The 23,103-nt window shown below is 67.9% G+C and carries 16 protein-coding genes; 4 read left to right on the top strand and 12 right to left on the bottom strand.

All coding sequences use genetic code 11. The features are described from left to right. The 3 genes from bphC to QM693_RS28485 form a co-directional block, all read right to left on the bottom strand. A partial coding sequence (gene bphC, locus QM693_RS28495; protein WP_283353996.1) for a biphenyl-2,3-diol 1,2-dioxygenase occupies positions 1–902 on the bottom strand: 902 nt, incomplete at its 3' end. A gap of 37 nt (positions 903–939) precedes the next feature. Then, positions 940–2,121: an acyl-CoA dehydrogenase family protein gene (locus QM693_RS28490; protein ID WP_283353995.1), complete on the bottom strand. Its 1,182-nt coding sequence runs from the start codon at positions 2,119–2,121 to the stop codon at positions 940–942. Between the two features lie 28 nt (positions 2,122–2,149). After that, positions 2,150–3,310 (bottom strand): 3-ketosteroid-9-alpha-monooxygenase, oxygenase component, encoded by a 1,161-nt coding sequence (locus QM693_RS28485; protein ID WP_283353994.1) that lies wholly within the window; start codon positions 3,308–3,310, stop codon positions 2,150–2,152. Between the two features lie 226 nt (positions 3,311–3,536). Between QM693_RS28485 and QM693_RS28480 the strand changes: the two genes are divergently transcribed. Continuing rightward, positions 3,537–4,043 (top strand): hypothetical protein, encoded by a 507-nt coding sequence (locus QM693_RS28480; RefSeq protein ID WP_283333739.1) that lies wholly within the window; start codon positions 3,537–3,539, stop codon positions 4,041–4,043. A gap of 74 nt (positions 4,044–4,117) precedes the next feature. Here the strand turns inward: QM693_RS28480 and QM693_RS28475 are convergent, their stop codons facing one another. From QM693_RS28475 to QM693_RS28465, 3 genes are all read right to left on the bottom strand, one after another. Continuing rightward, a complete protein-coding gene (locus QM693_RS28475) occupies positions 4,118–5,740 on the bottom strand; it encodes a flavin-containing monooxygenase (RefSeq protein ID WP_283354000.1) in 1,623 nt (540 codons plus the stop codon). A gap of 154 nt (positions 5,741–5,894) precedes the next feature. Next, on the bottom strand, positions 5,895–6,671 hold the full coding sequence (locus QM693_RS28470; protein WP_283333738.1) for an RsiV family protein: 777 nt from the start codon (positions 6,669–6,671) through the stop codon (positions 5,895–5,897). Between the two features lie 31 nt (positions 6,672–6,702). Beyond that, a complete protein-coding gene (locus tag QM693_RS28465; protein WP_283353993.1) occupies positions 6,703–11,232 on the bottom strand; it encodes a non-ribosomal peptide synthetase in 4,530 nt (1,509 codons plus the stop codon). A gap of 200 nt (positions 11,233–11,432) precedes the next feature. Between QM693_RS28465 and QM693_RS28460 the strand changes: the two genes are divergently transcribed. Continuing rightward, positions 11,433–12,416: an LLM class F420-dependent oxidoreductase gene (locus QM693_RS28460; RefSeq protein WP_280780554.1), complete on the top strand. Its 984-nt coding sequence runs from the start codon at positions 11,433–11,435 to the stop codon at positions 12,414–12,416. Between the two features lie 109 nt (positions 12,417–12,525). Further along, on the top strand, positions 12,526–13,530 hold the full coding sequence (locus QM693_RS28455) for an LLM class flavin-dependent oxidoreductase (RefSeq protein WP_283333736.1): 1,005 nt from the start codon (positions 12,526–12,528) through the stop codon (positions 13,528–13,530). 34 nt (positions 13,531–13,564) lie between these two features. Here the strand turns inward: QM693_RS28455 and QM693_RS28450 are convergent, their stop codons facing one another. The 6 genes from QM693_RS28450 to QM693_RS28425 form a co-directional block, all read right to left on the bottom strand. After that, on the bottom strand, positions 13,565–14,677 hold the full coding sequence (locus QM693_RS28450) for an NDMA-dependent alcohol dehydrogenase (protein ID WP_061041241.1): 1,113 nt from the start codon (positions 14,675–14,677) through the stop codon (positions 13,565–13,567). A gap of 23 nt (positions 14,678–14,700) precedes the next feature. Beyond that, on the bottom strand, positions 14,701–16,209 hold the full coding sequence (locus tag QM693_RS28445) for an aldehyde dehydrogenase family protein (protein WP_283353992.1): 1,509 nt from the start codon (positions 16,207–16,209) through the stop codon (positions 14,701–14,703). 116 nt (positions 16,210–16,325) lie between these two features. Then, a complete protein-coding gene (locus QM693_RS28440) occupies positions 16,326–18,041 on the bottom strand; it encodes a sigma-54-dependent Fis family transcriptional regulator (RefSeq protein ID WP_502942681.1) in 1,716 nt (571 codons plus the stop codon). A gap of 97 nt (positions 18,042–18,138) precedes the next feature. Beyond that, positions 18,139–19,281 (bottom strand): lipase family protein, encoded by a 1,143-nt coding sequence (locus QM693_RS28435; protein WP_283353999.1) that lies wholly within the window; start codon positions 19,279–19,281, stop codon positions 18,139–18,141. Between the two features lie 93 nt (positions 19,282–19,374). Further along, positions 19,375–20,691, bottom strand: coding sequence for an MFS transporter (locus tag QM693_RS28430; protein WP_283353990.1), 1,317 nt, complete (start codon positions 20,689–20,691; stop codon positions 19,375–19,377). After that, positions 20,688–21,932: a M20 metallopeptidase family protein gene (locus QM693_RS28425; RefSeq protein ID WP_283353989.1), complete on the bottom strand. Its 1,245-nt coding sequence runs from the start codon at positions 21,930–21,932 to the stop codon at positions 20,688–20,690. Before QM693_RS28425 ends, QM693_RS28430 begins: the two co-directional genes overlap by 4 nt. Positions 21,933–22,060: 128 nt before the next feature. Between QM693_RS28425 and QM693_RS28420 the strand changes: the two genes are divergently transcribed. Next, complete coding sequence (locus QM693_RS28420) at positions 22,061–23,080, top strand: Lrp/AsnC family transcriptional regulator (protein ID WP_283353988.1); 1,020 nt, start codon at positions 22,061–22,063, stop codon at positions 23,078–23,080. Positions 23,081–23,103 lie beyond the last annotated feature (23 nt).

Genomic DNA, 23,103 nt, shown 5'->3' with positions numbered 1-23,103 from the left:
ATCGCCGCCAGCGGCTCGCTTCCGGACCAGTCGTGGCCCCAGTAGCTGTCCGCGGTGATCTCCTCCGCGGAGTAGTACTTCTCGTCCACCTTCATGCCCTCGGTGCCGAACTCGATGTCCCAGCCGCCGGGGGCACGCACGTAGAACGACACCATCTTGTCGTTCGTGTGGCGGCCGAGGGTCGAGGAGACGGAGAACCCGTCCTTGACGACGCGGTCGAGCGCCTGGCCGACGGCGTCGAGCGTGTCGACCTCCACCATGATGTGCACCAGTCCCGGCGCCCCGCCGTGCGGTGCCGGGCACAGCGCGAGGCTGTGGTGCCGCTCGTTGACACCCAGGAAGCGCACCCGCATCGGACCGAACTCCGGCGGTGCCGGGATGCGGAAGGCGCCGCGGGGCAGGAATCCGAGCACCTCGGTGTAGAAGTCGAACGCGCCGCTGAAATCCATCACCGGCAGCACCACGTGGCCGAGACCCTGCGCCCCCGTCACGAACTTCGCGCCGAACGGGGTGACCACCGGGCTGTGGTCGAGGACGGCGCCGTGGAAGACCTCGATCGTCGCACCGGTCGGATCCTGGAACGTGACGACCTCTTCGACGCGGCGGGCGTCGGCCTCTTCCACCGACAGCGGTTTGACGGCGATCCCGGCGCCCTCGACCGCCTCCTGGACGCGGACCAGACCTGCATGATCGCGGACCTCCCACCCGATGGTGACGACTTCGTCCGTCTCGCCCGGCACGATCACGATGCGGGCCGCGCGCTCGTCCATGCGGAGGTACAGGGCGTCCTCGTCCGGGCCCGATCCCTCGGCGAATCCGAGCACGTCGAACGCGAACGTGCGCCACCGCTCCAGGTCGTTGGTCTGGATCTTGACGTAGCCAAGCCCCTTGATATCTGTCATGTGTTGTCCTTCTGCTGTTTTCGAGGTCCGACGGCGGTCAGATCATCGACTTGAGGTTGTCGGCCGGGTCGAGGCCGAGCGAGCTGAGCGCGGAGGCGTGGTAGACGGTGCTCGGGACGTGGATGGCGTGCGCCAGGCCGGCGTGCGCGTCCCGCCAGTACCGCTGCAGCGGCTTGTCCATGCGCAGCGCGTTGCCGCCGGAGCGGGCGAAGATCTGGTCGACGGCTGTGACCGCACGCCACGCGGCACGCACCTGCGTCCGGCGCCCGGCCGCGCGGTCCTCGAACGTGACCTCCCTGCCCGACTCGACGAGGTCCCAGATCCTGTCGACGTTGGCGAGGAGTTCCTGGCGGGCGGCATTGATGTCGGCCGCGGCCTCGCCGACCGCGAACAGCACGTAGGGGTCGTCCTTGATCGCGGTGCCCTGCGCGCCGACGCGGTCGCGCTGGTAGTCGAGGTGAGCGGCCAAGGCGCCCTCGGCGATCCCCACCACGGCGGAGGAGATTCCGAGCGGGAACATCGTCGACCACGGCATGTTGTACAGCGTCTCGGTGCGCCCGAACTTCTGCACCGCGGTGCCGTTCATGACCTCGTCGGCGTCCATCACCCGGTAGTCGGGGACGAACGCGTTCCGGACGATGATGTCCTTGGAACCGGTGCCCTTGAGGCCGACGACGTTCCACGAGTCCTCGACGATCTCGTAGTCGCTGCGCGGCAGGATCATGTGCAGCATCTTCGGCGGCAGGGCCATCGCGCCGCCCTTGTCGCCGAGCATCGCGCCGAGGAAGATCCAGTCGCAGTGATCGGTTCCCGACGAGAACTGCCAGCGTCCGCTGAAGAGGTAGCCGCCGTCGACCGGGGTCGCGATCCCGGTCGGCGCGTACGGCGAGGCCATCCACGTGTCGTTGTCGGCCGCCCACACCTCGTCCTGCACCTTCGGGTCGGCGAACGCCAGCTGCCAGGGGTGCACGCCGACGATGCCGCACACCCAGCCCGTGGCCGGGTCGAGGGACGCGGCGGCCATGACCGTCTCCGCGAACTCGCGCGGATGAGCCTCGTAGCCGCCGTACTTGCCGGGCTGGAGCAGCTTGATCGGCCCGGCCTCGCGGAGCTTCTTCGCCGTGTCGTCGGGCAGCCGGCCGATCCGCTCGGCCTCGGGCGCTTGATCGCGGAGCTGATCCGCGATCGCCATGATGTTGTCGAGAACCTCGTGGGTCATCTGTCGTGTCCTTCTTCTCGGAGCCGGCTCAGGCGTTGGTGTCGAGCGGAACGACGCCGTTGGCGAGGTTGTCGGCGACTTCCGCCTCCCAGCTCTGCACCGCCCTGGTGGTGTCGATCTCGAATTCGAAGCGCTTGGTCATGTCGTCGGTGATGTCTTCGACGTCCACGTAGAACTGCTGGTACCAGCGACGCAGCTGGTACACAGGCCCGTCCTCCTCCGACAGCAGCGGGTTGTCGATGCGCGACTTGTTGAGCCAGATGTCGACGTCCTGCTTGAACCCGAGTTCCACGCCCTCGGCGAACTGCGCCGCCATGCCATTCGCCACGTCGTCGGACAGCCCCTCGGGCTTCTTCACCATGGCGCCCCACTGCAGGACGAACGAATTCGCGGTAACCGGGTAGTGGCAGTTGATGAGCACCGTCTCGATCATCATGCCGTTCGCTTCGCTCCACAGCTTGTCGATCATGTAGGACGGGCCGAAGTACGACGCGTCCGAACGCAGCGTCGAATTGGGGTCGTCGTAGCTGGTGCCCACCGAGATGTCGTGGCGGGGCGTCGACTGCATGTACTGGGTGGCGACGTGCCCTTCGAAGACGTTCTTGAAGTATCGCGGGAACGAGAAGTGGACGTAGTAGAAGTGCGCCATGTCGACCACGTTGTCGACGATCTCGCGGCAGTGCGAGCCCTCGACGAGCAGCGAATTCCAGGTCCAGTCGGTCCATTCCGGGGAGCCGAATCCCTCGATCTCGGGAATCGTCACGTCGGCGGGCGGCGGGTTGCCCTGCGGGTCGTTCCAGACGTAGAGCTGCCCGTTGCGCTCGATGGTCGTCCAGGCCCGGGTCCGCGCCAGCGGCGGAACGCGTCGCGCATACGGGATTCCCGTGCACTTGCCGTTGCCGCCCCAGCGCCAGTCGTGGAACGGGCACGCGATGGAATCGCCCTTCACGGTGCCGTGCGCCAGGTTGCCACCCATGTGACGGCAGTAGGCGTCGAGCACGCTGAGAGTCCCGTCGGACGTCTCGAACACCACCAGCGACGTGCCGAACGCATCGACCTGATGCGGGGCGCCGTCCCTGAAGGTCTTCGCCAGACCCAGGCAATGCCACCCCCGCGCGAAACGCGTTGGTGCCGATCCCACTTCGATCATCCGGACTTCGTCGCCGTCAACGGCACTGTTGCGCGCCATGTCTACCTCCGCCTCGCTGTACGTCAAGAACACCCTCGGGGTGTGGTGTAGCTCATAGTCGACGCACGCGGTCGGCTGCGGTACCCGACTCTCCCACTCAGCGAGAGGCTTTCGCATCCACGCCTCAGAGCGGAAGTTCGGCGTCCCGATCACAGGGACCACACCCCCCGTTTACGGGCCGCGGCGACTACCGTGCGGATCACATACCCGGAAATTGGGAGGAACGATGGCCGCACTCATCTCTTCGCAGCGGTACACAGCGGAGGTTCGCCGGCTCTGCGCCGACGCCGTCCCGAGCGGGGTGGTCGTCGCACCCGAGCCGGGAGCGGCCGTCGAGCACGATTTCCTCCTGCTGCGACCGCACCGGACGTCGGACGACGCCCTGTCCCCGCAGGTCCGGAGGGTGGGCGACCACGACCTGCTCGTCCGCTTCCGCAACCGCGACGAGCAGCTGGTCTTCGAGTTCTGGACGAACAGCTTCACCGGAACTCCGACGTCCGACGACCGGTCGGTGGACCTGCTGGAGCGCTACTGCGCCGAGCAGTTCCCCGGGACTCTCCGCAGGTTCCGCACCCGCATCCGGCGGGCCGTGCCGTCCGCAGCGGACTTCTCCGCGTCGCTGCAGCAGACGTACGTCCAGGACGGCACACGCATGGCGGACGTCACCGTCACGTGCACGCAGGGTGGTGACGTGCTCGCGCAGGCGTGGGCCACGTACGCACTCCCCGACTGATCTCGACCTCGTTCTCCCACGAATTGGTCAGCCGCGCAGGCAATTGTCTGCGCGGCTGACCAATGTCTGGGAAACTATCCCACCGGGTCGGCCAGCCTCGTCCGGGAACGGCTGAACTCGAAACCGCGGAACCCCTCCTCCGCGACGTCCGCGCAGATCCGCCCGTACGCGCCGAAGCCCCCGAGGTACGGCATGAACACGCGGGGCTTGCCCGGAATGTTGGCACCCATGTACCAGGAGTTCGCCAACGGGAACAGGGTCTGCGCGGCGAGCTCACGGCAGTGCTCCACCCACTGCTCGGTGGCGGGGACGGACGCCTCGATCGCGTCGTGGTCCTTCTCCCACAGGTGCTCGATGCAGTCCGCGATCCAGTCGACGTGCTGTTCGGCGCCGAGCACCATGTTCGCCAGCACCGACGGACTTCCCGGCCCCGTCACGACGAACAGGTTCGGGAACCCCGGAACACCCAGACCGAGATAGGTTTTCGGCCCCTCACTCCAGTACTCGGAAAGCGACACACCGTCGCGCCCGACGATCCGCATGCGGTCGAGGGCGCCGGTCATGGCATCGAATCCGGTGGCGAACACCAGCGTGTCGAGGGCGTAGTCGGCGTCGGCGGTGGTGATCCCCGACGGGGTGATCGCTTCGATCGGCGCCGCCTTCAGATCCACCAGGGTGACGTTCGGCCGGTTGTACGTTTCGAAATAGTGGGTGTCGGTGACGATCCGCTTGGTCCCGATGGGGTGATCGTTCGGGATCAGCTTGTCCGCGACGGCGGGGTCGTCGACGAGCAGGCGGATCTTCTCCTCGGCGAACTGGCGTGCCGTCGCGTTCGCGGCCTCGGTCTTCGTCTGGTCCGGAAAGGTTTTCGCGAACAGCACCCCGCCGAGCTTCCATCGCGTCTCGTAGGCCTCGCGACGTGCCTCGTCGGAGACCTCCAGCGCCGACTTCGGATGTGCGTTGTACGGCGAGCCGCCACCGCTCTCCCGGGACAGCCGTCGGCGCTCGTCGTATCCCGCCTTGATCGCGCGCCGCATCTCGTCGTCCCACGTCTGGTTGCCCGCCGGGACGCTGTAGTTGGCGCTGCGCTGGAACACGTACAGGTGCTCGGCCTGCTCGGCGATGAGGGGAATCGACTGAATTCCCGAGGAACCGGTGCCGATGATCCCGACCCGTCTGCCGGTGAAGTTGACACCCTCGTGCGGCCACTGTCCGGTGTGATGTGTGTCCCCGGTGAACGATTCACGGCCGGCGATGTTCGGCATGTTCGCGGTGGACAGCGCGCCGGTCGCGAAGATGCAGTACCGGGCGGACAGGACGTCGCCGCGGTCGGTGCGCACCTCCCACCGGAGCGACTCCTCGTCCAGTTCCGCGGAGGTCACCCGGGTGCCGAACAGGAAACGGTCGCGCAGGTCGAACCGGTCCGCGACGTGATTGATGTACGCCAGGATCTCGGGCTGGGTGGCGTACTTCTCGCTCCAGTCCCACTCCTGCTCGAGTTCCCGCGAGAACGAGTACGAATAGTCGACGCTTTCCACGTCGCACCGGGCGCCGGGATAGCGGTTCCAGAACCACGTTCCGCCGACGCCTCCCGCCGCCTCCACGCCCTGGACGGTCAGACCCAGGCTCCGCAACTTGTGGACGGCGTACAGTCCCGCGAATCCCGCGCCGACGACAACCGCGTCCACGTCGCCGATCCGATTCGCACGAGCATCAACTTCGGTGCGTGCACTCACGGGCGCGCTCCTCTCCCATTCGACAGACACATTCGGCAGCAAAGGCCTGTCTGGGACGGTAGGTCGCGGCACCGGGCAGCCACAGGTTCGTTCCCGGTGAGCGGTCGGGCAGCGCCTAACTGGACACGACGGGAGCGAGAGCGGGGTCGATCACGTCGGCCAGGGCGTCCCACGGCACGGTGACGGTGACGAGTCCGATGGCGTGCGGCCCCACCTGGTAGTCGTTGAAATGGATCTCCATGCCTGCCGGGGTGGCCAGCCAGTTCGCGAAGTTCGCCTCGGTCGGCTCGATGCCGCTGCGCTCGAAGTCCGCTCCCGCGACCGTCGCGGGGAGCAGGCGCGCGGATTCGTCCGACAGCGTCTGCAGTCCCGCCGGCAGGTCGGGGAAGAGATCACCGAGCGTGATCGGCGCGGCGGTGTCGGCATTCACCACCACCGTCGCGACGATCGGTGTCGGATGCGCACCGGGTGGGTCGGCGTTCCACGACGTCACCAGCAGCCCGCTGATCACGTGCTCGCCGATGTGCGCGACGCTGTGCTCCTGGCTGCTCAGCGTGAAGGCGTCGGTGCCCCAGCCGTCGATCTGGTCCTGGAGTGCGGCGCGCATCGATTCGTTGAACTCGGCGGTGACCGCCGGATTTCCACCCTCGATCTGCGGGATGAGGACGTCGTAGCCGACGCGGCCGGTGGAACCCGTGACCTGGAGCTCGGTCTCCGTGTAGGGCAGGCCCGCGGGCGTGGTCGCCTCGGTGCCGGGCGTGTCCGCGGCGGTGACGGTCGTCGTTGTCGGCGGCTCGCTCACTGCGGTGCCCGTCTGGTCGGAGCAGGCGGCCATGGCGAGGAAGACCGCAACGAGCGCCGCTGCCCGACCAGATCTCCGGATGCCGCTCATGAGCTATCTCTACCACGTCGATTCCGCGGGGTCACCTACCGATCGGGTCGACGATGGTGTGCAGCGTGTCGACGAAACCCTGTGCGGTGGACGCGTCGTAGAGGTCGGCGGAATACACCAGTTCGGCATCGATTCCGGCGGGCCTCCCGTCGACGTCGTGACGTTCCGTGAAGTGGAAGTGCAGATCGCACTTGGCGATGTCGAGTGGACGGGGTGTGACCTCGAAGTCGAGCCCGGACACGTTCAGGGCAGCGGGAGCGAAGTTGTTCAGCGACAGCGCAACCTGGAACAGCGGGTGCAGGGACGGCGACCTCGGCGGGTCGAGCACCTGGACGAGTCGCTCGAACTGCACGTCGGCATTTGCCAGAGCCCGAAGCTCCACGCCGCGTGACCGATCGACGATGTCGCACAGCGTCATTGTCGGGTCCACCCGGGTGCGCAGAACCAGCGTGTTGACGAACATCCCCACCACGTCGTCGAGCGCCGGGTCTCCCCGGCCCGCGATCGGAGTTCCGATCGCGATGTCGGGGTCGCCGCTGACGCGGGCGAGCAGGACCGCCACCGCCGACCTGAGCGCGGTGAACAGGCTGGCGTGGTGCTCGTGCGCGGTGGCCAGCAGGCCTCGGTGCGCATGCTCGTCGAGGGAGAACGGAAGTCGCCCCGCTCGGTAGGTCCACCGGCGCGGCCTGGGGCGATCGGTGGGCAGCGCGAGCTCCCCCCGAAGTCCCGACAGCTCCTTCGTCCAGTGGGCGATCTGCCGGGACGCGACACTGTCCGGGTCGGCCTCGTCACCGAGCAGTGCCCGGCGCCACACCGTGTAGTCGGCGTAGTGCACGACCGGAGGCTCCCATGCGGGCTCACTGCCGTTCGCCCGGGCACGGTAGGAGTCGGCGAGATCTCGTGCCAACGGCGCGAGCGACCAGCCGTCGGCGGCGATGTGGTGGACGACGCAGGCCAGAAGGTGGTCGCCGTCGCCGAGCCGGAACAGCCGGGCGCGCAGAGGAGGCTCGCGCCGCACGTCGAATCCCGCGGACAGCAGCTCCGACGTCTGCGCTTTCACGTCCGCGGCGCCGGTCTCCACCGGAGTCAGGTCGGGCAACGCATCGGCCACGTCGAGCACACGCTGGTACGGCCCCGACGGCGAGTCGGGAAACACCGTCCGCAGCGAGCGGTGTCGGCCCAGCACATCCGCCATCGCCGAGCGCAGCACCTCGACGTCGAATGCACCGCGTACTCGTACCGTGAACGGGATGTTGTGGAGAGCTCGTTCCCCTTTGGTGCGGTCGATGAAGTACTGCGACGGGGACAGCGGCACCCGGTCCGGCAGTGGTGCGACGCCCAATTTCGGTTCGCCGGACCGCCCCGCGTTCTGCGGGCGTGCGCCGGTGTCCGCGATCGTCCGTGCGAGTGCCGCGACCGTCGGTGCATCGAAGAGTTCGCGCACGCCCAGCGTGGTGCCCAGCTCGGCGTTGATCGTCGCGACCACCCGGATGGCCGACAGCGAATCGCCGCTGAGATCGAAGAAGGAATCGTCGGCGCCGACCGAATCCACGCCGAGTACCGCGGCGAACACCCGTGCGACGCGGCGTTCGGCCGGGGTCTCCGGGTCACGATGAGGCACCGAATCCGAGCCGAACTCCGGCAGCGGGAGCGCCGCCCGGTCGAGCTTCCCCGTCGGCGTCAACGGGATCGAGTTCACGAGCATGATCGATTTCGGAACCATGTAGTCGGGCAGGAATCGTGCCAGGTGCGCCTTCAACATTTCGCGATCGATGAACGCGTCCCCGTCGGCCATGATGTAGGACACCAGGGTCGGATCTCCGGCCGAATTCCGTTGCACCACCGTCGCGGCGAACGCGACGCCCGGATGCGTGTTCAGCGCGGCATTGATCTCGCCCAGCTCGACACGGATACCTCGGATCTTGATCTGGTCGTCCGCCCTGTCCAGGAACTCGAGCGTTCCTGCCGCCGTCCAGCGCACCACGTCGCCGGTGCGGAACATCCGGGAGCCGCTGCGACCGAACGGGTCGGCGACGAACCGGGACGCGGTCAGCCCGGGGCGCCGATGGTAACCCCGGGCGAGTGCCGGGGTGGCGAGGTAGAGCTCTCCGACAGCGCCCGGCGGAAGCGGACGTAGACGGTGATCCAGAACCACCGCGTCCACGCCGCGCATGAGCGAGCCGATCGTCATCCGCTCGTCCGGTGACAGAGGATCCGTGAGAGTGACGCTGCACGTCGTCTCCGTCGGACCGTACGCGTTCCGCATGGTCCGGCCACCGGCCCACCGCCGCGCCAGTTCCTGCGGACACGCTTCCCCTCCGACCAGCACCAACTCCAGTTCGTCCATGACGCAGGAGTCGACGGCGGCCAGGGCGGACGGCGTCGTCAGGAGGTGGGTGACGTGTTCGTCGCGCAACAGTCGTGACAGTTCCTCACCGCCGAACACCCCGGGCGGGGTCACGACGAGCGTCGCGCCGCCGACGCAGGCCGCGAGCACTTCGACGAGCGCGGTGTCGAAGCTCGGCGAGGCGAAATGCAGGACACGAGAACGCGCGGACACCGCGTACTTGTCCCGAATCTCCTGGGCGAGGTTGGCCAGACCGCGATGGGTGACGACGACGCCCTTCGGCGCTCCCGTCGACCCGGACGTGTAGATCAGATACGCGGGATGGTCCACGAGCAGCGGACGGGTCCGTTCCGCACCGGGGAGGGTTTCCTCACAGAGGTTTTCGAGTTCGTCGATATCCGTGGTCAGCCATGCGACGGTGCCGGGCAGTCGGGCGCGCTCCGAGCGGACGGTCAGCCCGACTGTCGCACCGCAATCGTCCAGGGCGTACGCGATGCGAGCGCTCGGGTGCGAGGGATCGATCGGAACGTATGCGGCGCCGGCCTTCGCGACGGCCCACAACGCCAGCACCGACTCGAGCGACCGCGGGATGGAGACCGCGACGATGCTCTCGGGTCCGATGCCCCGGCCGGTCAGGAGCCGGGCGAGCCGGCCGGCGAGCCGGTCCAGGTCACCGTAGGACAGTTCGCGTCCGCGATCGCGGATCGCGATCGCCTTCGGGTGGTCGGCGACGGTCCCCGCGAGGAGACGGTCGAGTGTGATCGGGTCGGCATCCGGAAGTCCCTGCGCGGGAGCGAATTCTCCGCGCTCGCCGGCGAGGAAGACGTCGAGGTCGGCGACCGGTCGTTCCGATTCGATCGATGCGGTGAACCTGTCGAGGTAGGCGAGGAAACGCGCATGATGTCCGGTCAGTTCGGCGTGGTCGTACAGTGCCGGATTTCCCTCGAAGTCGATGCGGGCGGCGCTGCCCTCTGCCCCCGGATAGATGTTGACGGCGAGGTCCGCGACGGGACCGGTGGTGAGTACCCGGACCGTCCCGTTCACGGCGCCGAGCGTGATCTCCTTCGTGAACATCATGACGTTGACCACCGGACCGAAATGCAGGAGTTCGACACCGCCCGTGGCGAGGTCCCGGCCGATGTCCTCGCGGCGGTAGCGTTGATGCCGCAGTGCCGCTGTCAACGCCGCCTCGGCGGTTCCGACCGCCTGACGGACGGTGGCAGAGCCGATTCCCTTCAGCCGCAACGGAATCACATTGGAGACCGAACCGCCCGAATACCTGAGGCGGGCCGTCGTTCTCGCCGACACCGGAAGCGACAGGACCACGTCGTCGACGCCGGTCATCCTGGCGAGGTAGGAGGCGAAGGCGGCGACCGTCACCGCCGTCGAATTCCGTGAGCTCTTGCTCGGGCTCGGGTGCCCGGTCGCCGTCCCGGCGTCGATGTCCGGTCGCGCCGTGCGACCGCTGAGGCTGAGGACCGAAGTCAGGTCGCCGCCGGATTCGCGCCAGTAGTCGCGGTCCCGGGCGAACCGGGTCGAGGCACGGTAGGTCGCGTCCTCCCGCACGAGACGTTCGGGCCCCACGATCCGGCTGTCCGGCGGCTCCCTGCCCTCGATGGCGGTGACATACAGTTCGGCCGTGCGGCTCATCAGCATCATCGCGGCGTACCCGTCCGACACGATGTGGTGAGCGCGGGAGTACCAGTAGTAGTGATCGTCGCCCAGCTGCAGAATGCGCGAGACGAGGAGCGGTCCGTCGTACATGTCGGTGCGAGCGCTCCGGTCATTCCGCATCCAGCGGTGGGCAGCGTCCACGGGATCGCCCTCGCCGCGAAGGTCGGTGGTGGGCACCCGGTCGTCGACGGTTGGGTCCACGACCTGATGCGGCTGCCCGTCGATGTCCACCAGGCGCACCGCTCCCCAGCCGAATTCGCGATTCGCGCGCCGGGTGGCTTCAGACAGAACGGCAAGGTCGGCCGGACCACGCAGATCGACGTAGTGGGCGATGACGTACGGGATCTCCGGCGTGAGCTGTTGCGCGAACCAGATGGATCGCTGCGCCGCGGTCAGCGGGAAGGCGCCCACGGCCGCTCGCGCCGGGCGCCCGAGCGGGCGTTCCACGATGGCGACGTCGGGCCGGACGGGCGCGGGCCTTTCCGGGCAAGCGCACGCCGTGCCGCCGGATTGCTGCTGCGAATCGAAATCGAAATTCATCTTTCCCCCTCAGGCTGCGCTCTGCACTCCACCACCCCACTGCGCAGAGTCGTCGCGGATGTCGGATCGGCGACTGCTATGGCACCAACCATCAGCCTCCTCGCCCCGCACCGCCTTCACCAGGCACCCCAGGGTGCGTACCCGCCTACCCTCCGAATTCGGGGAGGTGCCCGCGCCGCCACCCGAGTAGCGTCGAACGGGTGACTATTCGCCTTGGATACCAGATGCCGAATTTCAGTTACTCCACTCCCGTCGCGGACCTGTTCCCGACCGTCATCGCGCAGGCCCGCGAGGCCGAATCCGCGGGCTTCGACACCGCATTCGTGATGGACCACTTCTATCAACTGCCGGGCATCGGTGCGCCCGACGAACCGATGCTCGAGGCGTACACCGCCCTCGGCGCCCTCGCCACGGCCACCGACAACATCCAGCTGTCCGCGCTGGTCACCGGCAACACCTACCGCAACCCGCCCATGCTTGCCAAGGCGGTGACCACCCTGGACGTCGCCAGCGGCGGTCGGGCCGTCCTCGGAATCGGCGCCGGCTGGTTCGAACTCGAGCACACGCAGTACGGCTACGAGTTCGGCACGTTCACCGACCGATTCGAACGGCTCGACGAGGCACTGCAGATCATCGCGCCGATGCTGCACGGCGAACGTCCGACGTTCGACGGCAAGTGGTATCACGTCGAGAACGCGATCAACGAGCCGCGGATCCGCGACGACCTGCCGATCATGCTGGGAGGTGGCGGAGAGAAGAAGACGTTCGGTCTCGCCGCCCGGTTCGCGGACCACCTGAACATCATCTGCAACGCCCGCGAACTGCCGCGCAAGCTCGAGGCTCTCGATACCCGGTGCTCGGAGATCGGTCGCGACCGGTCCACGCTGGAGACCAGTTACCTGGCCTTCGTCATCATCGACGAGGACGGCGACCGCGCCCGGCAGCTTCAGCACGACTTCCTGCTCACGCAGGGCGTCGACCTGTCGACGGCGTCGGACGAGGAACGCGCCGCCGCCACCGACCGGCAGTTCTGCGGTGCCCCCGACGAGGTGGCCGAACAGCTGAAGACCCGTGTCCTCGACGCGGGAATCGACGGCATCGTCCTCAACCTCGTCGCCAACGGGCACGAACCCGGCATCGTCGAACTCACCGGGCGCACGTTGCGTCCCCTGGTCGACGCCTGACCGTTCCGGCAGCCAGGAATACGCGCACTACCTCTGCGGTTGGACCCAGAGGTAGTGCGCGAGGCTAGCCTCTCGCGCCTGTTCTTGGTGACGAAAGGTGACGAATCCCGTGAGCGCTGTTCTGTCGATTCTCGATCTGGCCTACATCCGCGAGGGCGACACGGCGCGGGACAGTTTCGATGCGAGCGTGAAGCTCGCACAACTCGCGGAGACCCGCGGGTACCGCCGCATCTGGTACGCGGAGCACCACAACATGCCGTCGATCGGCTCATCCGCGACGAGCGTCCTCATCGCGCACGTCGCCGCGCACACCGAGAGCATCCGGCTCGGCGCCGGCGGCATCATGCTGCCGAACCACGCGCCGCTGACGATTGCGGAGCAGTTCGGCACCCTCGAGACACTGCACCCCGGTCGCATCGACCTCGGACTCGGACGCGCCCCCGGCAGTGATCAGAAGACGATGTATGCGCTGCGCCGCGACCCGGCGTCCGCGGACCGCTTCCCGCAGGACGTGCTGGAACTCCAGGCATACCTCCGCGGTGTGTCACGGGTTCCCGGCGTCGACGCGATCCCCGGCAAGGGCACCAACGTTCCCCTCTACATTCTCGGGTCCTCGACGTTCGGCGCACAGCTCGCCGCGAAGCTCGGACTCCCCTACGCCAACGCGTCGCACTTCTCCCCCGACTCGCTCGTCGATGCCGTCACGCTGTACCGGGAGCGGTTCGAGCCGTCCGAGGATCTGTCCGAGCCGTACGTGATCGCCGGCGTCAACGCCATCGCCGCGGACACCACCGAGGACGCGCACCGGCAGTTCGAAGCGTCCCTGCGGCGGCGGGTGGTGCAGATGGTCGGTCGGGGGCAGAAATTCACCCCCGAGGAGGTCGACCTCATCATGACGTCCCCGGCGGGTCAGCAGGTCGCGCAGATGGTGCGCTACTCCGCCGTCGGAACGCCGACCGAGGTCAAGACGTACCTCGACGAGTTCGCCGAGCACGCGCAGGCCGACGAGCTGATCGTCGCCTCCCATGCCGAGAACACCGAGTCCTGGCTGAAGACATACGACCTGCTCGCCGACGTGTGGCGCTCCGCGCCCGTGCGCCTTTCTGGTAGCTAGCACAACCAGAAAGGCGCACGGGCGGCGAAGCCGCCTACTGCTCGTGGACGATCACGCCACGCAGGTTCTTTCCGTCCCGCAGATCCTGGTAGCCCTCGTTCACCTGCTCGAGCGTGTACTTGGTGGTGATCAGCTCGTCGAGCTTGAGCTGACCCGCGTCGTACAGGCGCAGCAGGCGGACGATGTCGTACTGCGGGTTGGCCGAGCCGAACAGCGAACCCTTGATCGTCTTCTGGTTCAGGGTCAGGTCGGTTCCCGAGATGTGCACCGTGAGCTTCGCCGGGTCGGCGAGGCCGGTGATGACGACGGTGCCGCCCTTGCCGATGACGGCGGTCGCGTTCTGCACCACCTCTTCGTCGACGGTGCCAACCAGGATGAGGGCCTGATCGGCGCCCTGCCCCCAGGTCAGTTCGTTGACCTTCTCCGCCGCGGTCGCGGCGTCCGCGAACGCGTGGGTGGCACCGAACTTCAGCGCGGCCTCCCGCTTCATGGCCACCGGATCCACCACCACGACGTACTTGGCGCCGGCGCTGACCGCGCCCTGCACGGCGTTGATGCCAAGACCGCCGATGCCGTAGATGACGACGGTGTCACCGGCGCGAACTCCGCCGGCGTACACCGCGGTGCCCCAACCGGACGGCACACCGCAGCCGACGAGGACGGCGGTCTCCAGCGGAAGCCAGTCGTCCACCTTCACCACCGAGTGCTGCGAGATGGTGGCGCGCTCCGCGAACGTGCCGAGCATGCACATGGCACCGAAATCCTGCTTGCCCGAGTGGAACCGGAACGAGCCGTCGGGCATCGAACCCTCGAGGATGGTGGCGCCCATGTCACACAGGTTCTGGCGGCCGGTGGCACAGTACCGACACGTGCCGCAGTTCGGGATGAAGCTGCAGACCACGTGGTCGCCGGGCTTCACCTTGGTGACGCCGGGGCCGACTTCCTCGATGATGCCGGAACCCTCGTGCCCGCCGACGATGGGGAAACGCGGTGGCAGATCGCCGTCGGTGAGGTGCAGGTCCGAGTGGCACAGGCCTGCCGCCACATACTTGATGAGCACTTCGCCGGGGCCCGGACCGTCGAGCTCGAGTTCCACGATTTCGAACGGCTTGTGCGTTTCGAACAGAACCGCTGCTTTGGTCTTCATGTCTTCTCCTCGTTGAGTGACGGTCAGAGTGCGATGTTGACGGCTTTGGTCTGGGTGTAGAGATCGATGGCGGTCGCCCCGAGCTCACGTCCCCAACCGGACTGCTTGTATCCGCCGAACGGCATGGCGGTGTCGAACCCGTTGTACTGGTTGATCCACACCGAACCGGCCTTGAGCTGACGGGCCGTGAGGTGCGCCTTGGACAGGTCCTTGGTCCAGATTCCGGCGGCGAGGCCGTAGATGCTGCTGTTCGCCGCCTTCGCGACTCCCTCCTCTGCGTTGAACGGGAGCGCTGCGACGACGGGGCCGAAGATCTCCTCCTCCACGATGCTGAACTCAGGTTTCACGTCCACGAACACCGTCGGCTCGACGTAGAAGCCGGTGTCGCCCCAGCGCTTTCCGCCGGTGAGGGCGCGGGCGCCGTCGGCGAGTCCGGCGGCCAGGTAGCCGGTGACCTTGTCGAACTGCTCCTGCGACACCAGCGGTCCGAGCTGGGTGGTGGGGTCGAGTCCGGGGCCGATCTTGACCTGGCTGGCGGCCTCGGCGACCGCTGCGGTGAAGTCGTCGAAGATGCTGTCCTCGACGAACATCCGGGTGCCTGCGACGCAGCACTGGCCGTGGTTGAACAGCCAGGCGTTGAGCGATCCGGTGACGGCGGCGTCGAAGTCGGCGTCCGCGAACACGACGTTGGCGCTCTTGCCGCCGAGTTCGAGCGACACCTTCTTGAGGTTGCCCCTAGCGGCGTCGACGATCTTCTTCCCGACCTCGGTGGAGCCGGTGAACGCGATCTTGTCGACGTCGCCGTGGGCCGACAGTGCCGCGCCGGCATCGCCGTAGCCGGTGACGATGTTGACGACGCCGGGCGGGAAGCCGGCCTCCTCGAACACCTCACCGAGCAGGATCGCGGTGAGCGGGGTCTGCTCCGCGGGCTTGAGGATCACCGTGTTGCCGGCGGCGAGCGCGGGGGCCAGCTTGAATGCGGCCATCAGCAACGGGAAGTTCCAGGGAACGATCAGACCGCAGACGCCGACGGGTTCACGCAGCGTGTACGCATGGAACTGGCCACCGGGGACGAACGGCATGCTCACGTTGACCGTGCTGCCCTCGATCTTGGTGGCCCAGCCCGCGAAGTAGCGGAAGATGTCGGCCGACCAGGCGACGTCGACTGCCGCGGCGATGCCCGCCGACTTGCCGTTGTCCAGCGCCTCCAGCTGGCCGAATTCCTCGGCGCGCTCGGAGAGGATGTCGCCGACCCGCCAGATCAGCCGTTCCCGCTCGTTGGGCTTCATGGTGGCCCACGGGCCTTCGTCGAATGCCGTGCGAGCGGCCCGGACCGCACGGTCTACGTCTTCGGCGCCGCCGCGCGCGACGGTGGTCAGCACCTGCCCGGTGGCCGGGTCGATCGTCTCGAACGTCTCACCGCTCGCCGATTCCACCCACTGCCCTCCGACGAGGAATCGCTTGGTGCCGGACAGAAAGTTCCGTACCGACGGCAAGAGTTCCGCTTGGCTGGGTTCGATCGTCGCTGTCATCAAAACCTCCGAAGTTGTGAATGTGACGTGGCTCATAGTGCACTGGTTGCCATATCACTAACTGTCCTGACTTCGGACACCTCCGGACGGTCGCGGATCGGTGGATGAAACTGCAGCTAGACGGTGATATCGAGAGCTCGGATCCGGACGTAGAGCGTGCTGCGGCTGATGCCCAGTGCGGCCGCGGCATGCACCTTGTTGCCGCCGCATTCCTGCAGTGCGTCGACAATGGCCTGCCGTTCGGCGCGCTCACGACCTGCCAACCGGGACACCCGTGTCGGCGTCCGATACTGGTCAGGTAGATCCACGACAGCGATGTTCGCGCTGCTGCGCCTGCCCGCAGCGGCCTTCAGCACCACGGACAGTTCCGCGATGTTGCCCGGCCAGTCGCGGGCGATCAGAGCGTCGAGCGCGCTCGCGGTGAGCCGGAGACCGGGATCGACCGAATCGAGGATCCCCTGCGCGATGTCGGCGAATTCGCGGCTGCGTTGTCGCAACGGCGGAAGCACCACTTGTCCGGGGCAGCGGCCCACCAGACCCGCCACGCCCGGCGGCAGGTCACCCAGAGGGGAACTCGTCATCACGATGCGTGGCCCCGCGTCGGCCGCCAGCATCTTCACGACCAGCGGCAGCATCGACTCGGGTAGCAGTTGCACTTCCTCGATCACCAGGACCGCGGAGGGTCCGGCCGCCAGCGTGAGAAGTCGGTCGATCCACGCGTCGGCGCCGTCGAGGGCGATGGCGGCGGCGTCCATACATACGAGCGACCGGTCGCCGGCCAGATCACGAACCGCCGTCGTCCTGCCGGTTCCCGGTTCTCCGCTGATCACCACCGGATCCCGGGTCTCCCGCAGCCGCGACAACTCCGACCTGCTGCGTTCGACGACGGAACTCGACGGGGACTTGCCGCGCCGGATGGGGGTGCTGGTCCGGCGGTCCGGTCGGACGACGAACACGGCCCCGCCGTCCGTGCCCGCCACGCGGTCGGCGCGGACCAACGCCGGTTCGCCCGAGGACAGTTGGATGCGCACCGTCTTCGACTGCTCCGGACGCAGGTCCGCGGCAAGCCCTCGCAGCGTCGCGTGATCGGACACCTGGAGCAGGTCGAGCGCCACCCGATTGCTGAGCAGGATGTCCTCGCCGATCGCGGTGACCGCCATCTGATTCTGCGGCGACACCCGCTGGAACGCGTCCACGAGCCGCTGCTGAGACACCCGGGACCCTTCGAGCAGCCGTCGTTCGATGTCCCCGGCCGCGCGGGCCAGGAACGGGGCGAACAGCGGGTTGGCGCGCGACGCGACGCCCGTCATGTCGAGGATGCCCTCGACGCGGCGCGTCACCGGGTGGACGATCGGGTGTCCGTAACAGCTGAGGTCCTTGAACCGCTCGAGGTAGTGCTCCTCGCCGTGGATCACGACTCCACGCCGGACCTCCATCGGCGTCCCCAGCGCGGTGGTCCCGACGCAGTCCTCGCCGAACCGCGAACCCAGCACCGCCCCGGCGCCGTCGATCAGGCGCTCGAGTCGGGGGCCGTCGAAGAGCCGGGCGACGATGCGGCAGTCGCGGTCGGCGAGCAGGACACAGAATCCGGTGCCCTGGATCTGCTGTTCCATCTCGTCGAGGACGGGCCGGGCCGCCTGCAGCAGCCGGCTGGAGTTGTCCAGGTCGGAGCAGGGGTCACCGGTCGGCGTCGAACTCGGTTCCAGGCCGCTGAGCGCCGAACGCTTCCAGGACAACGCGATCTCCGGCCGCATCGCCGCGTGCCCGGTCATGCCGCCAAACTCCAACCTCGACTCCTTGCCGCGCGCGGGTCGGGTCGTGCACCGGTGCACGACTCACACCCGAACGTACCCACCCAGTGTGACCCACGCCATAGTGCCTGTGGGCGCGGCGAGCAACTGTCCGGAATCTGGACAGTGCCTCGTTCACTCAGTCGAACAACCCCCGGACGAACGGGATGGTGTCGGCCTGCGAATCGACGAGAGTGCCGCTGTGGTCGGTCGGATACGTCTTGAACGTGACCGGCTCACCGTTGGCGGTCAGTGCCGCGACCAGCGAGAACGCCGAGGGCGCGGGCACGTCGATGTCGGCGAGCCCCTGCCCGATGAACAGGGGACGGTCGTACCCACTCGTCGGGACGCCCATGTAGTCCACGAGCAGCCCATGGAAGTTCGGGATCTGGTTCAGCGGCTTGCTGAACAGGTCGCCGACCACCACACCCTCCGCGGCGTCGTGGAGGTCGTTGACGCACAGCTGCTCCGCGGCGTCCACGTACCGGGCGCCGAGCGGGGTGAGATACGAGTCGAGGTCGATCTCGGGGTGCGCCGACCGCAGTCCCGCGAGGATGTAGAACAGGTACGACGTGAGGCCGGCGGGGATCGCCGTGGGCGGCACCCCCGGGCCCAGCGGCAGCAGTGTCAACTCGATGTTCGCGGGCACACCCGTTCCCACGGCCCCGCGGTAGTCGAGCGTCTCGCCGCCGTACTCGGTGGCGTAGCGGGCGGTGGTGATCGCGGCACCGCCACCCTGCGACTGGCCGACCACCACCCACTTGTTCGACAGGGACTCGTCGACGGCGCGGGCGGCCTTCACCGAGTCGACGACGCTGTGCGCCTCGACCTTTCCGTCGAGGTACGGCATCACACCGGGTGTGCCGAGGCCGACGTAATCGGTGGAGACGACGGCATATCCCTGCTCGAGCCAGCGTCCGAGGTACGGGTAGTCACGCTCGGGAAGCGCGGGACCGACGAGCGAGGGAGCACAGTCGTCCGCGAGCCCGGACGTGCCGTGTGCCCACGCGACCACCGGCCATCCCCCGTCGGGCGCGTCCCCCGGTGGCACGTACACGGCGCCGCTGCTGAGTGCGGGGCTCCCGTCGGACCCGATCGACCAGTAGGTGATTCGCTGCGCGTCGGCAGTGCCGGGGATCCAGAGGTCGGCCGGTAGCGGCTCGACCTCCACGACGCTCCCCGGCCCGCGTTCGGCCTCGTCGGCGAACGCGGCCGGGGAGGCGAGGCAGGTGCCGCCCACCGTCAGAGATGCGATCGCGACACTTGCCGCGGCTCGCGCCATACGTACCGAGTGTGTCTTCACCGCTTCAAGATAGAGCCTCCCCCGCACGTGAGTGGCAAAGCGTGCGGGAGCACACTTTGCCACTCACGTGCGCTACGTCTGGGACGCGAGATCCCGTCCCCGGGTCTCCGGGATCGTGAACAGTGCGGCGATCGAGACCGCGACCAGCGCGAGCGCGTACCACTCGAACAGTTCCGGCGTACCGCGGTCGGCGAAGAACGTCTGGACGTATGCGGCCGTCCCGCCGAACGCTGCCACACCGATCGAGTACGGCACTCCGACACCGGCGGCACGTAATCCGGTCGGGAACAGTTCGGCCATCATCGCGGGCATCACGGACAGGATCGCGCCCATCACGAACAGGGCGATCGCCATCGCGATGAACAGCGTGACCGCGCTGTGCCCGATCATGGCGTTGAGCGGGAACAGCAGGGCAGCGATACCGACGTTGCCGATGTACAGCACCGGTTTGCGTCCGATCCGATCCGACAACGCACCCCAGAACGGCAGCGACGCAATCAGTACGAGGTTCGCGCCGACCCCCGCCCACAAAGCGCCGGACGGATCGATGCCCCGGACGGTGATCGCGTACGCCGGCGCCGACACGGCCCACACGTAGTAGACGACGGTGCCGCCGACCGTGAAGAACAGGATCTGGAACACCTGCCGCCGGTGCGCCAGGAACAGCTGCCACATCGACTGCTTCGCCGTCTCGTCACCCGACTCCTCGTAGACTTCGGTCTCCTTCATCCGGGACCGCATCCACAGCACGAACAGCCCGAGCACGCCGCCCAGCAGGAACGGCACCCGCCACCCCCAGTCGGCCATCTGCTCCGAACTCAGCGTCGTCGTGAGCAGTGCGCCGAGAAGCGTGCCGACGACGACTCCGGTGGTGTTGGAGATGTAGATGAGACTCGACCACAGTCCACGCCGGGCCGTCGGCGCGAATTCGACGATGTAGGTCTGCGCGGAGGGCAATTCACCGCCGTGCGCGACGCCCTGCGCGAGGCGCGCCACGACGAGGACCACCGCCGCCGCGACACCGATCGTCTGATGGGTCGGGGTCAGACCGATGATCAGGCTGCCGACCGCGGCCAGTCCGACGGCGAGCGTCATCGACAGCTTGCGTCCCCGCCGATCCGACAGCCAGCCGAACAGCAGACCGCCGAACGGCCTGGCGACGAATCCGACGGCGAAGACGCCGAACGACGCGAGCAGGTCGGAGACCGCGGAGCCGGTGTGGAAGAACTGCGGGGCGAAGAACGCGGCGAACGTCGCGTAGACGGTCCAGTCGAAGTACTCGATCCCGTTGCCCGTGCCCACGCCGACGATCGCGCGGGCCTTCTCCCAGCGCTCGGATCTCTGCTGGACGGTGTTCACGGTCCCGCTCTCGGTGGCGATCTCGGTCATCGTGCGTCGCTCCCCGCCGCCACAGCAGCATTGTCGGACCGGGCCTTGTCCAGCCGTCGAACGGCCAGTCCGGCGTAGATGGCGGCGGCGTCGGCGAGCACCGCGTCGTCGAATTGCGCTCGGGGCGAATGGTTCATGGGAGCGGCAGCGGGATCGGCGCCGGGCATGCACGCGCCCAGTCCGATGAACGCACCGGGCACTTCCTGCAGGACGTAGGAGAAGTCCTCGGACCCGGCCATCGGGTGCGTGACCGTCTCGTATCGGTCCTCGCCCATGAGGTCGCTGACCACTTCGGCACCGAACGCGACCTCGTCGACGTCGTTGATCGTCATCGGGAACTCCGGGGCCACGGTGACGTCGACCTCGACCCGTTGCGCGGACGCCACCCCCTCGAGCACCCGGCGCAGCGCCGCCGGCACTTTCTCATACGTGGCGGGCGAGTAGCACCGGACCGTCGCTTCGAACCGCGCATCGTCGGGGATGATGTTGTGCCGCGACCCGGCCTGCACGTTCGCGACCGTCACCACGACGGGGTCGAACACGTCGAACGTCCGGGTGATCATCGTCTGCAGCGACGTGATCATCTCGGCCATCGCGGTGATCGGATCCCGGGCGGTCGACGGGGACGATCCGTGTCCACCCGCCCCGCGCACCGTGACCGTCAGCTTGTACGACGCCGCGAGCAGCGTCCCCGCCTTGGAGAAGAATCGCCCCTGCGGCTTCTGGCAGGAGAAGACGTGCATGCCGTAGGCGGTGTCGGCGCGGCGGCCGGCGACGTCGAGGACACCCTCGTCCACCATCACCTTGGCGCCGTCCCACCCCTCCTCACCGGGCTGGAACATCAGGACGACGTCGCCCGCCAACTGGTCGCGATGACGGCTGAGCAATTGCGCGGCGCCGACCAGCGCGGCGGTGTGCAGGTCGTGCCCGCACCCGTGCATGGCGCCGTTCTGTGCCGCGAAGTCGAGTCCGGTCTGTTCGGTGACCGGGAGTCCGTCCATGTCGGCGCGCAGCAGCACCGTCTGCGCGGCGTCGACCGACCGCCTGCCGCCGCGAAGCACCGCGGTCACCGACGTCGTGTTCGTTCCCGTCGAGATCTCGAGCGGCAGGCCGGTCAACGCCTCGAGGACACGTTCCTGCGTGCGCGGCAGGTTCAGTCCGACCTCCGGTTCGCGGTGCAGTACGCGACGCAACTGCACGAGGTCGCCCTGGAGGGCGCGGGCGTCGTCCACGAGATTCATTGCTCTCCCTTATGTCGGTGGTCACTTTCTCGACCGAATGCGTCGGTGGTCATATGCTGTGATCCGCGCAGCGACGGACCGCCGAGATCGTCGAAAACGATCATCTGTGCCGATTGAGGGAAGGTTTTATGAGCGAAACGCTGACAGAATCCGAGCTTTCGCTCATTCATGCACTGCAGATTCGTCCGCGCGCGACGTGGTCCGAGCTCGCCCCGATCCTGCGGACGACGTCCGCGACGCTGGCGAGGCGGTGGGAGTCGATCACCGAACGCGGACTGGCCTGGATCACCGCGTACCCCGCGCCGATGACGGGCGCCGGTGCGTTCACCGCCATGATCGAGGTGACGTGCGATCTCAGCGGCACGAAGGCACTGGTCGAGGCGCTCACCCGGGACCCGCGGGTGGCGTCGATCGAACATGCGGCGCGCGGGCGGGACCTCATCCTGACGGTGCAGACGGGATCCCTGCACGAATTGTCGGACCTGGTGCTCGAGGAATTGCCCCGCCACCCGAGCGTCAATTCGACCCGGACCCACACGTGCACCGCACTCCACGCGGAGGGCAGCCGCTGGCGCCTCGATTCCCTGGACACGGCACAGTCCGCCGCGATCGCCGCACTGGAGAACACCCCTCCGCAGTCCGGATCGGCTCGGCCGGAAAGCCTGACCGACGAGGTCGCCCGCGCGCTCGTCCGCGAACTCACCCGGAACGGCCGGGCATCCGCGCGCGAGATCGCCTCGGTCATCGACCGGCCCGCGTCGTCGATTCGCAGGCAGCTGGCGGGGTTGCTGCGCTCCCGGGCCGTGGTGCTGCGCTGCGACGTGGCCCAGGACGCGACGCGGTGGCCCATCACCGTCACGTGGTGGTGCCGCCTGCCCGTGCGTGCACACCGGGAAGTCGTCGAGATCGTCAACGCCCGGCCCGAACTGAGGTTGTGCATGTCGCTCACCGGGCCCGCGAACTTCCTCGTCAGCATGTGGGTGCCTTCGCTGCCCGACCTGTTGCGGGTGCAGGAGTGGCTGGAGAGCCGGGCCCCCAGCCTCGAGATCATCGACTCGTCGGTGACGCTCCGGTCCCGGAAGCGGATGGGGTGGGAACTCGACACCCACGGCCGCGCGACCGGTTATGTCACCGTGCACGGCAACTGACCGCTACGGTCGAATGCGCATCA

This window comes from Rhodococcus sp. IEGM 1305 (genome assembly GCF_030058635.1).
GTDB lineage: Bacteria > Actinomycetota > Actinomycetes > Mycobacteriales > Mycobacteriaceae > Rhodococcus_F > Rhodococcus_F opacus_D.
Note: the sequence above shows the minus strand (reverse complement) of the source record. Positions and strands in the feature narration are given on the sequence as shown.